The following is a 13,255-nucleotide window of genomic DNA, read 5'->3' as shown; positions in this document are numbered from 1 at the left end:
TGGCCGGGGTGCCCGATAGATTCCCCTCAGCGGCGAAGCAGCCGTCGATAGATCTTGGGGGATGTATGCGCGACGACGCGGACGGTGGGCGCCCGGAGCACGGAGGCCCGACGTGGCAACGACCGCAGGCGTGGTCCCCGTTCGAGACGGCGACGCAGCCGTCCAGCTACCCGCCTGGCTCCCCGCCAAACCCCCACCCGTATGTACCGCCGAGGCAGAGTGCGGGTGCCTCGGCGACAACCTGGCCATCCTTTGACGTGCTCACCTGGCGCCAGTTCGAGGTCGCCTCCGCGGAGGCATTTCGCGCCCAGGGGTACAAGGTGACGCTCACTCCGGACGGCGCTGACGGCGGCGTCGATCTGGTTCTGGATCGCGACGGGGAGCGGGTCGTTGTCCAGTGCAAGCACTGGGCTTCGTGGAAGGTGGGCGTCAAGACGGTTCGGGAACTCCTGGGAGTCATGACGGCGGAAGGCGTTGCTCGCGGGATTGTTGTCATCTCTGGGCGGTTCACCGACGAGGCCCGTAGGTTCGCCAAGGACGTGCCGGTGCAGCTGCTCGATGGCCGCGACATGGCTGCCATGCTCGTTGGGGTCACGACAGGTACGGCGTCCGTCGAGAGGGGCACGGCGGCCTCACGGCGGTCAATGCACTGACTGAGGAGAAGGTCGAGCTCCCCCTGGATCATGTACCGACAGGGATCGCGGTGGACGCCGCAACTCGGCTTGTCTACATCACGCTGCCGGACGCGCGGGAGATCCTGGTGCTGTCGCCGCTCGCTTGACGGCCCCGCCCCAGGGAACGGCTGGTCAGGAGACCAACCGGAACAGAGCGTCGATCCCGAGAACTAGGAGCGTCAGGATCGGAAACATCAGCGCAGCGAACCACTGAGTGCGGCGGGGCGGCGAGTCGGGGGAGCGGGGGTCGGCCACGGGGTCCGGGGTCGAAAGGTCGCGCCACGTTGAGATCACGCTGGCCACCAGCAGGCCGATGCCCACCACGAGCGCGAGGCGCCAGTCGAGCTCCGCCACGACGTCGGTGAGGAACAGCATCGCGAGCACGAGAAGCGCCATGAGTGCGGCGCCCAGCAGCCCCACGAGGGAGTACCTGGCCTTGGCCAGCCACGGGAGTACGCGTCGGGGGAGGGCGATGACCGTACTGGTCAGGCCGAGGACGACGGCGAGCGCCACCATGTCGCCGATCGTCACGGCGAACTGCGTGCCTGCCACCCAGTCGTCGACGGCGCGTGGAACCATCAGGAGTCCGAGCAGGCCCATGAGCGCACCCACGACGAACGACGAGCCGAGCCGAGATCCTGCGGCGGGCTGGGGAACCAGCGTTGTCGCGTAGTCCGTCGCGTCACCGAACGCCGCATCGGCGGACTCGCCGGATTCGGCGCAGTGCGCGTCGACGGTGGCCAACGCATCGCCGATCTGGTCGCCCGACGCGTCCTGCATCCGCATGGCGATGACGAAGTCGTCGCGCCAGCTCTTGTCGATGTGAGGGGTGGTCATGTCGGTCATGTCAGGCCTTCCTGGGGTCGACGAGGGAGTCGGTGAGACGTCGGGTGGTGTCGGTGAAGTGCGCCCAGCGGGCGGCCTCGTCAGTAGCCGCGGCTCGGCCGATGGGCGTGAGGCTGTAGAACTTGCGCCCGGGGCCGCCATCGCCGGGTCGCCACTCGATCTCAACCCACCCGGCCTCTTCGAAGCGACCGAGCAGCGGATAGAGCGTGCCGCCCTTCACCGTCCCGAGGCCGGCGGCGGCGAGTCGCGCGGCGATCTCGTAGCCGTAAGTGGGCCCGTCGGCGAGGATTCGCAACACGCACACACCTAGGACCCCGCGCAGCCACTCGCTCGGCCATGCGATGTCAGATTCCATACCTAGATCGTATGTCTGACTAGTAAGGCTGTCAATCTACCGACCTCCGGGCCGGGAATCCTAGTCACCTTGCTCCACCCGCACCGGAGATATGGTCCGTCCAGACCTTCTCTGCCTCCTCGAGGGTCATACCCTGAATCTGGGAGGCCGGAAGGCGCACGACGTAGAGCAGCGCGTCGGTCAACCATGTCGGAACTGGCTCAGGCCTCTCCGGTGCCGGAGTGGCGGTCAGGTTGCTCGCCTGCTTGGCGAAGAGCTCCAGAGCCTCCGTGAGCGCCTTGGTCTTTGGTGAGGAGCCGGCGTCGGCGACGCGTCGCCTGATCTCCTCGTGGACCTCGTTGTCCTTGCGGTACCCCACTGCCCAGACCTCCGCGACATCGACTCGGAAGTCTCGCGCGTCGTCCTGCACGATTCGCCACACGACGCGCCAGTCCCGATCGCCGACGACGATCTTGCGGTAGCCGATGAGACCGCCCAGCAAGGGGGCGCCTGCGTCGGGGTCGCGCTCGATCTGGATCATCTTCTTCAAGGCCCACCGCACGATCTGCGGATCGACCTTGAACAGGGTACGCAGGTCCTCGACCGCATCCTCGGTCAAGCGCACCAGGCTCCCTGCCGCCTCCGGATGCTTCGTCTCAACCATGCCTCACCGCCGGCCTAGGGCCGGTCCGTGGCAGGGTTTTCATTCGCGGCCGGTGGCCAGGTCAGCGTCCAGCTCGGCCTCGAGCTCCGCCCGGTCGAACCCGAACGCCGCGATGGCGTCGTCCAGATCAGTGCGGATGCCAGTGCCAGAAAGCTCGCGAGCCAAGACGAGAGAAGCAGCGATCAGGTCAGCGCGGACACGGTGAAGCTCATCGAACTGTTCCACGGAGATGACGGCTGCGACCGCGCGCCCGTGGCGCTCGACAATGATGTCCTCACCACGCTCCGCGTCCTTGACCAACCCCGCGACACCGCGACTGGAGGCTTCGGTCACGGACAGAGTCCGCCCATGGTGCAGGTCAGCGAAAAGCGCCATGGAAAGAACTGTACAGAAAACTGTGTAGATAGCAACAGTGGGATTCGACCAGGCCCGGCCACCGTGCTCCCTACCGGCCCGAACAGGCGGCACATGATTCAAGCCACTCGCCGATCTCTGGCCAGGGGGTGAGAATGGCTGCCCCGTGAGCCAGGCCGCTTTTATCCGGTGGTCGTCGGTGACGGATCGGGATTGTCTCCCGTCGCCGGCGTCTCGTCGGTCGGGGAATCCGTCGGAGGTGCGGACGCCGACGACGGTTCCGCCGAAACGGAGGGAGTCGGCGATGCGGGAGCGGCGGGGGATGGGATCCGACCCCCGACTATGCCAACAACGGCAACTATCGCGACCACGCCCGCGACGGTGAACAAGTATGACCAGTGCAGCCGGCCATTCTTGAGAAGCTCGGAGAGTCCCGAGTATCGATTGTTATCTGTGTTCGACATCAGAAGAACTCGATCGTTGGGTTGCCGTTGCTGGTGCTGTCGCCGGCCTTGCTCAGGCCGCGGATCACCTGTTGGCGTTCCTCCGGTGTCAGGTCTCCTTCGCGAAGGGCTGTGGCGACCGCACGTCCCCGTGAATCTTCAGAGGAGGTCGCCTTTGCAGCCTGCGCCTGGTTGGCCGCCTGAACCCCGAACACTGTGCCGATCAGGGTCCCAACCATCGTCGTCACAGGCGCGATGGCTGCGGCGACCTCGGTGGCGGTGGAGAGGAACAGCAGAGCAAGCGACAGCGAAGCCAGGACGATCACGAATCCGAGTGCAACCAGGTCTCGTCCGAGTGCGACACGGATGTGCGGGGCCTCGCCTCCCCCTTGAGGCGGCGCAGGTGCAGGCTGGGGGGTGGTAACCCCACCGTTTCCAGCGGCGTCACCGTCGCCAGATTCTTCTGGATCGGGTTTGTCGATCGACATGGCGAAAGTGAATTGGAAAGCAGCACCGCCGTCAATAGCAATGTGGATTTGACCAGGTGAATGCCTTGGCGTTTCGGTTTACCATCGGACTATTGCGGTGCCACGACGCTGGACCGCGTCCCTGGGATTTGTTAGCCTGATGGAGCGCAAACCCGCGCTTCGGAGCCTCGTGAAGGGAGGAGAGAGATGTCACCCAAAGCTGTTGTGCACGCCTTCTCAACCCCCCACTCACTTGAGGCCCCCGCCGCCTGACATTCGCCGCCGGGTGCCTCCTCCTCAGGAGAACCACCCTTGCCAAACCTTCTGTCGTCGTTCAGTTGGAGCGACGCCCCCACCACCGAATACCTTGACACCCTCGCTGACAACCAACGCTGGTCCACCTGGGACTCCATCGAGCGGCTCTGCCGCGGACCCGAGCCCTGGCCGGACTGGCTGGTGACCGCCGCGGCCGCCGTCGACACCGACCTCGGCCTCCTCAAGTCCGGCAAGGAGGCCGACGTCTCCCTGCTCGAGCGCGCCGTGCCCGACGACCCGACTCGCTCGGTCGTCATGGCCGCCAAGCGCTACCGGTCCACCGACCGTCGGCTCTTCCACCGCGACACCGGCTACACGGAGGGCCGCCGCATCCGCAACAGCCGCGACACCAGGGCCGTCGCGCGGAAGTCGTCCCACGGCCGCACCGTCGAGGCGGGCCTCTGGGCGCGCGCCGAGTGGAACGCGCTCGTCACCCTCCACACGGCCGGCGTCCCCGTGCCGTATCCCGTGCAGATCGACGGCACGGAGATCCTCATGGAGTTCATCTGCGACGGCGACGCCGCGGCCCCGCGCCTCCACCAGACGCGGCCGTCGACGACGCAGCTCGAGGAGCTCGTCACGCAGCTACGCAACGCGATGCAGACCATGGCACGCCTCGGCCTCGTCCACGGCGACCTCAGCCCCTACAACACGCTGGTCTCCGGGATCGACGACGAGCCGCGCCTGATCATCATCGACGTGCCGCAGCTGGTGGACCTGGCCTCCAACCCGTACGCGTTCGACTTCCTCCACCGCGACTGCACCAACATGGCCACCTGGTTCACCCGCGCGGGGCTGTCGGTCGACGGCGACGACCTCCTCGGGGAGGTGTTGGCGCACGCCTGGTGAGCGGCGGCGAACCGGTCGCTCTCATGGTTGGTCTACCCACCTCGAGAGCGACCGGTTCTGTAACACCTACTGCAACACCAATGTTGCAGTAGGTGTTACAGCTGACCCAGTGCCCAGGTGGCCCGTGGGTCGCGCTTGGAGTTCCCGCGCCACGTGACGATGCCCTCCTGCTCCAGCGCGGCCAGCGCCCGGGTGGCTGTCATCCGGGTGACGCCGGCCAGGTCGGCCAGCTCCCCGGTGCCCATGGGGCGGTGGTGGAGCCGGAGCACGGTAAGGATCGCCCGAGCACTGGACGTGAGACGCGCGGTGACCTCCGCGGGGAGGGCGTCGACGGCGAGCAGGGTGAGCTTCACGGAGGAGGACGTCTGCTCGTAGATGGGGTCGGCCAGCCCTCGCCGTCGCATCTCGCTGAAGAGGCGCCGGATTCCCTCGCCGAGCTCCCGGGTGATCCCAAGGTCGGCACACACCCGGGCGATGCGCGGGTTCCGTGCGTACCGCGTCACCTCCAGGGGGCGCGACGGGTTGGCAAGCCCCGGGAATCGACCCGGGGAGGTGATCTCCACCCGGTTGGGGAAAATCTCGAACCGGATGTGATCGCCCATTGTGCTGTAGGACCGGTGCACGACCGCGTTGACCAGTCCCTCGAGCCAGGCGTCGCGGGGGATGCGTGAGGTGGCCTCGAACAGGCCGGCGGGGCCGAGCTGCTCCCACTTGGGCATCAGCGGTTCGATCGCCTTGGCAGCTTCCCTGATCTGCCGGGGAATGGAGCCTTCGACCCTTCTGTCTCCTCCCGCTTCTAGCGTCATCGCGTCGCCCACCCCCCTCTCGTCGGCGCCGTACCTTAGGACGCGCACGAGCGCGTTGGGGAGTTCGCGTTGCGGTCGCTCGTCGAAGAGCAGCGCCGCGGCAACCGTGACGCGCCCCCGTCGGTCGATGAGGTCCCGGGCGGCGAGCGCGCGCTGCGGGGAGCCCACGCCGATGAGCGTGGCGTAGCTGGTGAGCTGGGCCGGATCGAGGTCGTCGACGCCCAGCGTGGTCGGTGACGCCTCGTACTGGGCCGCCCCGCGGTCGTAGACCAGCTCGCGCTCCTGCGCAGCGGTGAGCTTGCGAGACTCGTCACCGATGCGGAGGTAGCAGTCGCCCTTGTGGGTGTGGTGCACCGTCTCCCCGGGTTCCACACGGAGCACCATCACCGTGAGACGGGCGTTCTCGCCGACGGTCAGCTCATCCACGTGCATGCGCACGGGAGGCTGCGTGAAGTCCATCGCCGCCTGCCTGAGGGCGTTGCGACGCTGGGGCGGGACATCCTCGAGGACGCCGTCGTGCATGCCGACCACGATGACGCCACCGTCGGCGTTGGCCATGGCGACGAGCGGAACGGCCAGGTCGCGCGGCGAGACCCGGGCTGACTTGCGTTCGAACCACTGGTCCTCTGGCATCCTGGCGAGGGCGCCCTCGAGCAGGTCGGGGGTCTGGGCCAGCGCTGCGTCGACGGCGGCTGATGTCATGGCTCACTGTAACATTTATTCAGTACGTTTCAGTGCTGACATCAGTCGTCGCGGGCGAAGGGGCCGTCAGGCGAGGGCGCGCTTCACCGTCTCCTGGAGCTCCTTCCAACTGACGATGAACTTCTCCACACCCTCGTCCTCAAGCACCTGGAACGCGTCGTCGAGGTCAACGCCGGCATCGGTGATCTCCTTCAAGACCGCGCGACCCTCGGCCGCGGTGCCCTCCATGGGGGTGCCGACGTCGCCGTGGTCGGCGAACGCGTTGAGCGTCTTCTCGGGCATGGTGTTGACGATGTTGCGAGCCACCAGATCAGAGACGTAGAGGGTGTCGGGGTAGGAGGGGCCCTTCGTGCCGGTCGACGCCCAGAGGGGGCGCTGCGGGTTGGCGCCCTTGGCCTTGAGGGCCGCGAAGCGATCCGAGCCGAACACCTCGTCGAACGCGCCCAGCGCGACCTGCGCGTTGGCGATGGCGGCCTTGCCCTTGAGATCGTCCCTGCCCAGCTTGGCGAGGCGGGCGTCGATCTCGGCGTCCACGCGCGAGATGAAGAAGGAGGCGACGGAGTGGATGGTGCTGAGGTCGCGGCCGGCGGCGTTGGCGGTCTCCAGGCCGGTCAGGTAGGCGTCCATGACCTCGCGGTACCGGGCCTCGTTGAAGATGAGGGTGACGTTGACTGAGATGCCGCGGCCGATGACCTCGGCGATCGCCGGGATGCCGGCCTTCGTGGCGGGGATCTTCACCAGGAGGTTCTCCCGGCCCACGACGTCGTACAGCTTCTGGGCCTCCGCGACGGTGGCGTCGGTGTCGTGCGCGAGCTCCGGCGAGACCTCGATCGAGACGCGGCCGTCGAACCCACCGGTGCGGTCGTAGATGGGCTTGAGGAGGTCCGCGGCGTCGCGGACGTCGGTGGTGGTGGCGAGCTGGATGGCCTCGTCGACGTCGGTGAGGCCCTTGAGCTGCTCGGCGTAGGAGTCGCCGTCGCTGAGAGCTGCGGCGAAGATCGTCGGGTTGGTGGTCACGCCCACCACCGACTTGGTCTCGATCAGTTCGGCGAGGTTGCCGGAGGTGAGTCGCTCGCGGGAGAGGTCGTCGAGCCAGATGGAGACGCCGGCGTCGCTGAGGGCCTTGAGTCGATCGTTCATGAGAGTCCTTCTGTGGAGGGGTTTCTTCGAGCCTAGGCGGCCGGGCCGTCCGGACGGTCGGGTTGCTTGTTGTTGCACGCTGAGGGCATCGCTCCCACCGCAACGGCCAGCCGAAGCCGTCAGTCTTGGGGACCGTGGGAACCTGGTCGCTCTGGTGGTGGGTAGACCAACCCTCAGAGCGACCGGATCACAGGGGTGCCGGAGACCATCGCCGTCAAGGCTCAGATCCGGGGGCCACGCAGCAGGGTGAGCACCGGGTCGAGCACGGAGCGAGCGGCTTGGGTGAGGGAGACGCGGTCGTAGAGGCGCAGCGTCTCGCGGAGGAGTTGCTCGTCGTCGGCGGACGGATTGTCGCCCCCGATCCGTCGCATGGCCTCCAGCAGCTCGCGCGGCGGCACCTCGTCGAGCGTTCGCGGCCCCAGCTCGCGCAGCCTGAACTCCTGCTGCTCTGGCAGGCGGTACGTGCGGCTGTGGACGCCGGAGGTGCCCAGCGGGTTGTCTCCAACCAGGAGGCCGCGCTTCTCGGCGCGGTAGATCGCGGAGTTGAGTGCCTGGGCGATGGTCTTCCCGACCCGCGACCCGCCGGATGCCCTCACGTACGCGGTGCGGAGTCGGTTGCCCCGCACCGGGCCCTCCACGGCGACGATCCGCAGCAGCCCGTCCAGGATGTCCGCGGCCGTGCCGTCACCGACGGGCCTGGTGGACCCGTCGAACGCCGTGTACGGGTCCAGGCCGGCCGGCCGGCGGAAGATCGTGTCGACGGACCCGCCCAGCTGGGCCAACGGATCCCACTCGACGCCCAACGCCGAGCGCCGCGCGGGTGAGGGAGTGCCGCGCCGCGCGCGCTCGAGGGCCAGGTGCAGATTGGCTCCCAGGTCGGGGTAGTCCGTGGAATCCTCCGAGTCGTCTGCCTCCCGGAGGGGCGACTCGTCGACGGTCGCGGATGGAGGATCCTGGTCCGCCCCGGCATCCACCAGCTCCTCGACGCCTTCCTCCGCAGAGACCTCCAGCTCGAACTCCTGCGCCGAGTCCGCTCCCTCGATCTCCACGCCGTCGTCAACCCAGCCGGACGGGCGGATGTCCATCGCGTCGAGCTGCTCCCACAGCGGGGCCAGCGCGCCGGCCGGGTCGACGTAGAAGCTGGACTCCCGCACGCGGAAGAACCGCCACCCGCATCGCTCCAGCTCGCGCTGCCGAGCGAGGTCGCGCTCGTAGGCCTCGGGCCCGTGCCAGGTGTCGCCGTCGCACTCCACCGCCAGCCGCGCCCGGGCCCCGACCACCACCAGGTCCAGCCGATACCCCAACGCCTCCATCTGGGGCACCACCGTGTAGCCGCGGTCCACGATCCGATTGTGGATCCGCTGCTCGAAGAGCGAATCGAACGGCTCCACCCGCTCGTCCTCCGGCACCACCGACGAGACGACCTCGGATCCCGCTGCGGAGCGGCCCGCCACGCCATAGGCGTAGTCGAGCAGCTGGAAGCGCAGATCCTCGCTGTTGGGCAGCTCGTTCAGGGAGATGGAGTGGAAGAGCCGCACCTGATCCTTCGCCCGGCTCACCGCGACATTGAACCTCTGCACATACATCTCGCGGGTCAGCGCGCCCAGCCGACGCCCCGGCTCGGTGGCCGACACCATGGACAGGAACACCACGTCGCGCTCCGAGCCCTGGAAGTCCGGCGCGGTGCCCACCCGCAGGCTCCGTCGGGCCCACTCCTCGGCGGGGATCTCGGCCAGCAGCAGCGACTCGATGTACTTGGCCTGCCGATCCCCCACCAGCGAGATGACGGCCAGGGACGCGTTCTCGAATGCCGGGTCGTCGAGGCAGGCCTTGAGGTCGTCGACGAGGGCGCGCGCCTCGGCGCGGTTGACCTTGCCCGTGGTGCCCTCCTCGACGCCGTCGGGCACATGGGTCACGACGAAGGGCGCCAGCCGGTCGGAGCCGAACTGCCGCACCGGGATGAGCCGGATGCCGTTGGGCTCGTAGGCGATGCGGTTGGAGAAGCCGATGATCTCGGGCACGCAGCGCCGGTGCTCCACCAGGGTCAGCTGGCCGCCGTAGCGCATGGCCGCCTCGTCGAAGAGCGAGCGCTGCGGGTCCTGCCAGGTGTCCTTGTACCGGTCGTCGTGCAGGTACTGGGCGGCGAGGTCCCTCAGCTGCTGCTGGTCCACGCCGACGGCGGCGGGGGAGACCTGCCTGTCGTCGCCGATGACGACGATCTTCGGGGCCAGGTACTGCAGGAACGTCGCCTCCAGGCCGGCCTGCGAGGCCTCGTCGACCACCACCACGTCGAACATGTTCTCCTGCATGCGGAACTGCTCGGCCACCCGGTAGAGCGGCATGATCCACACCGGGACGGCCGGGCGGCAGCGCTCCATGGCGCGCCGGATCTCGGCCCGCTGCTGGGCGGCGTACTTGCCGGTGCCCTTGCCGAGGCGGCTGACCTGCTGTGAGTAGCTGCGCAGGTCCGCGCGGCGGCCGGGCGTGAGACGTTCGCTGCCGACGGCGTGTCCCCAGGCGCGCTGGGCGGCGATGTTCTCCGCCACCGAGCGGAGCCGCTGGTCGGCCACCGAGATCTGCGCCTGGATGCTGTTGGCGTCCAGCTGGTCCTGGGCCAGCACCCACGCACCGACGGCGCCCCACCCAAAGGCGGCCTCCAGGTGGGCGAGGCGGGAGTCCCAGGCGTCGTCGTCGGGGCTTGTCAGGACCGCTTCCGCGAGCGCGGACGCGGCGGCGCGGACCTGGTGGGTGAGGGTGTCGCGGCGGGCGATGGCCTCGACCACCTGCTCGAGCCGCACCAGCCGGGCCAGGGCGCGGGCGTAGCCCTCGTGGTCCCGGGCCTCGACGGCGTTGCTCAGCCGGGGGACCGGCTCGGCCGCGTCGGACCAGCCCGCGACGGCGGAGATCTCGTCGCCCAGTTCGTTCAGCGGCCTGCGCGCGGCCGCCACGGCGTCGGCAGCTTCGATGGCATCGATCGTCCGGGTGAGGCGCTCGACGGCGGCGCCGTCGCCCCACGCCGGTGGCACGATCCCGCGCTTGCGGAGGAACTCGTCCTCGGCGCGGATGCAGTCGCCGAGCTCCACCACCCGCACCAGATAGCTCAGCTGGATCCGGTGCCACTCCACGCGCTCGCGCGGGGTGTCCTCCTCCGGAATGTCCACCGACGAAGGCCAGGCGCGGTCCACCTCATTCAGGAGGCCCGACGCGTCGCGATGCGCCATGAGAACTCTGAGGTCCGCCACCTTCGTCGGGGGCAGGCCGTCGACCCGGGCCTGCTCCAGCAGCTCCCGGCACTCCTTGACCACCCCTGGGGTGAAGGCGCCGATCTTGACCGTCCCGTCGGCGCGGGTCTTCAGCGCGCCGCCGTTCCCGAGGTGGCGCTCCAGGGCGGTGGCCATGGCGTGCATGCGGTCCATGTCGCCGGGGAGCTCGACGCGGACCCCGGCCGGCAGCTGTTCGAGGACCGCGTCGACCCGCCTGACGCCGTCGGCCAACTCGGAGGCGCGGGCTCGCCAGATGTCGCCGGTGCCGCCGCGGACGGCGGCGAGGGCGTCGTCGACCCACTGGAGCGGGAGCCTCGCGAGGTCCGCCGCCGCGTTGACGAACTCCGTGAGGCGCTCCCTGAGGGCGGCCCGCTGCTCGGCGGGGAGGGCGCTCAGTGCGGCCATGCTCTCGTGCGTGGGGCCGTCGGCGAGGGGTGCCGCCGCGGCTTTGGCCTCGGACTCGGAGCGCACCCGGGAGGCGAAGGCCTCCGCGTCCAGGAGCGAGCCGCTCGGGATCCGGCGACGGCTGCTCTCGACGGCGTCCTCGCCCAGCGAGGTGTCGCGGAGCAGCCGCAGCCATTCGAGGGCCTCGGCGTCAGACAGCGGGGAGGCGGAATCAGGGGTGAAGGCGACGGGCTCGGCGATCCACTGGTGCTGCCCGGCCTCGGCCTGGTACCGCTGCGCGATGGCGGCGAGCGTGCCGGAGTAGCCGCTGTGGCTGAGCTCGGCCACCTCGTGGGACCGGGCGTCGACGAGGTCGCGGCTGAGCGCGCGCCGTCGCTTGTCCAGCTGGGCTGCCTGCTCGGCCAGCTGCTGGATGCGGAGGGCTGAGGCGTGCTCGTCGTGGTCGCCGGCCCTGCGGGAGATGTGGTCGACGGCGGTGCGGAGGTCGGCCAGGTCGTCGCGGCTCGCCCCGATGACGGACACAGCCAGCGGCTTGATCTGCGCGGGCAGCTTGGTGCGGACCTCGCGGAGGGCGCGGTCAGTGTGGGCGGTGACGAGCACGCGCTGGCCCTGGGCCAGCAGGTGCGTCAGCAGGGCCGCGGCCGTGTGCGTCTTGCCAGTGCCGGGAGGGCCCTGCACCAGGGTCTGGGCGTGGCGGTCGACGCGCTCGAGGATGCGGCGTTGAACGTCGTTGAGCGGTAGCGGCGCGACGATCTCGTCGTCGAAGGTGAGGATGGCGCCGGCCGTGGAGACCTCGGTGACCGGGGGGAGGCGGTCGGGGTCGATCAGTGGGAGGAGCCCGGCCGGCACCTCGCCGGCGGCGGCGATCTGGGCGGCGATCTCCTGGAACGCCTGCACCAGGCCGGTGCGGTTGCGGGGGCGCAGCACCAGCGCGGGCGCCCAGGCCACCGTCGGATAGGGGTGCGCACCGGGCAGTGTCGCGGTGTCGTCCCAGCGGCCCTCGGCGTGCAGCTGCAGGGCGACGGTTCGGCCGAGCGGCTCGACGTCGTGCGCGTCGAGCGGGTTGCCGGTGAAATCATGGCCGCGGGTCTCGAGCTGGCCGACCAGCGACTGATCCGGGATGAGGCTGGGATCGAGCATGTCAAGCTCGACGTGCACGCCCACCGACCCCTCGTCGAGGAAGAAGTCCAGGCGGCCGTTCGACTCCTCCAGCTTGGGGATCACCGGCACGGTGAACAGGTGTCGCCGCATTCGTTCATGCCCCTCGGGCGCCCAGGCGAGGAGGCCGACGCCGAGGAGGAGCTCGAGCTCCTCGCTCTTCTGGGTGGTCTGGACGTAGAGCTTGAACAGCTCGGCGTAGGCGTCGCGGACGGGCCGGTCGCGGAGGGTCGCCTCGGCCCAGCGATCCCAGGCGGCCGCCCACTCCTCGAACGCGCGGGCCACGTCGGGGTGGTCCTCAACGCGCTGCGGGGTCCCGTCGGGGGCCGGGCACCATTCCGCGAGCTGGGGCCGCTGCGTGGCGTCGAGGGCGTCGCCGGTGATCCACCCGGTGAGCGCCGTCGGGATGCGGGGCGGGTCGGCGGGGATGAGCCTGTCGATGCTGAGGAGCGGGCCCTCGTCCCACGCCTGTCCGGTGTCGGTGCCCCAGCGCACGGCCTCTGCGACGGGGAGGTCGCCGAGCCAGTGCACGGCGCCGTCGCGACGGTAGGCGTCGATGTCGCTGACGGGGGCCTGCCGGAGCTGCTGGGCCTTCGCGAGGAACGTGAAGAGCCGCACGGCCTTGTCGACGTAGTGGGGGGAATCAGGCACAGGAAACGACTTCGCTCTCGTCGGGACTTTGGCGAGCTTAGCCGCTCGGCGCGCTCACAAGGCCTCGGGCGGGCGGTGCGCCCCGGTGTGCAGGAGTGATAGCCAGTCGTGTGCAGGAGTGATGGTCAGGCGTGTGCGGGAGTGAAGCCGACGACGTCCTTGACTCCCGACGTCGACGTATTCA

General features: G+C 69.3%; 10 protein-coding genes. 2 read left to right on the top strand and 8 right to left on the bottom strand.

Features of this window, described 5'->3' with window-relative positions; all coding sequences use genetic code 11:
- The first annotated feature begins 257 nt into the window (after nt 1-257).
- Nucleotides 258-653 carry a restriction endonuclease gene (locus ACZK39_RS09560; protein ID WP_463613163.1) on the top strand — a complete coding sequence of 132 codons (396 nt, stop codon included), beginning with the start codon at nt 258-260 and terminating at the stop codon, nt 651-653.
- A gap of 153 nt (nt 654-806) precedes the next feature.
- On the opposite strand, the gene ACZK39_RS09555 is transcribed toward ACZK39_RS09560, so the two are convergent.
- The 5 genes from ACZK39_RS09555 to ACZK39_RS09535 all read right to left on the bottom strand — a co-directional run bounded on the left by ACZK39_RS09555 (nt 807) and on the right by ACZK39_RS09535 (nt 3,803).
- Nucleotides 807-1,520, bottom strand: a complete 714-nt coding sequence (locus ACZK39_RS09555) for a hypothetical protein (protein ID WP_463613162.1) — start codon at nt 1,518-1,520, stop codon at nt 807-809.
- Nucleotide 1,521: 1 nt separating this feature from the next.
- Complete coding sequence (locus ACZK39_RS09550) at nt 1,522-1,875, bottom strand: PadR family transcriptional regulator (protein WP_463613161.1); 354 nt, start codon at nt 1,873-1,875, stop codon at nt 1,522-1,524.
- A 64-nt stretch (nt 1,876-1,939) separates the two neighbouring features.
- The gene (locus ACZK39_RS09545; protein WP_463613160.1) at nt 1,940-2,518 is read right to left on the bottom strand and encodes a type II toxin-antitoxin system RelE/ParE family toxin; all 579 of its coding nucleotides are present in this window, start codon (nt 2,516-2,518) and stop codon (nt 1,940-1,942) included.
- Between the two features lie 39 nt (nt 2,519-2,557).
- Nucleotides 2,558-2,893, bottom strand: coding sequence for a type II toxin-antitoxin system Phd/YefM family antitoxin (locus ACZK39_RS09540; protein WP_463613159.1), 336 nt, complete (start codon nt 2,891-2,893; stop codon nt 2,558-2,560).
- Between the two features lie 442 nt (nt 2,894-3,335).
- A complete protein-coding gene (locus ACZK39_RS09535; RefSeq protein ID WP_463613158.1) occupies nt 3,336-3,803 on the bottom strand; it encodes a hypothetical protein in 468 nt (155 codons plus the stop codon).
- A 291-nt stretch (nt 3,804-4,094) separates the two neighbouring features.
- Here ACZK39_RS09535 and ACZK39_RS09530 point away from each other — a divergent pair, with 291 nt between their 5' ends.
- Nucleotides 4,095-4,946, top strand: coding sequence for a serine protein kinase RIO (locus ACZK39_RS09530; protein ID WP_463613157.1), 852 nt, complete (start codon nt 4,095-4,097; stop codon nt 4,944-4,946).
- A 95-nt stretch (nt 4,947-5,041) separates the two neighbouring features.
- On the opposite strand, the gene ACZK39_RS09525 is transcribed toward ACZK39_RS09530, so the two are convergent.
- The 3 genes from ACZK39_RS09525 to ACZK39_RS09515 all read right to left on the bottom strand — a co-directional run bounded on the left by ACZK39_RS09525 (nt 5,042) and on the right by ACZK39_RS09515 (nt 13,071).
- A complete protein-coding gene (locus tag ACZK39_RS09525) occupies nt 5,042-6,454 on the bottom strand; it encodes an ATP-binding protein (protein ID WP_463613156.1) in 1,413 nt (470 codons plus the stop codon).
- Nucleotides 6,455-6,520: 66 nt separating this feature from the next.
- Nucleotides 6,521-7,594 (bottom strand): transaldolase, encoded by a 1,074-nt coding sequence (tal, locus tag ACZK39_RS09520; RefSeq protein WP_463613155.1) that lies wholly within the window; start codon nt 7,592-7,594, stop codon nt 6,521-6,523.
- A 221-nt stretch (nt 7,595-7,815) separates the two neighbouring features.
- Nucleotides 7,816-13,071 (bottom strand): PDDEXK-like endonuclease domain-containing protein, encoded by a 5,256-nt coding sequence (locus tag ACZK39_RS09515; protein WP_463613154.1) that lies wholly within the window; start codon nt 13,069-13,071, stop codon nt 7,816-7,818.
- Nucleotides 13,072-13,255: the final 184 nt, after the last annotated feature.

It is taken from the genome of Tessaracoccus luoxuelianae (assembly GCF_055326245.1).
This window is presented reverse-complemented; position numbering and strand designations above follow the sequence as displayed.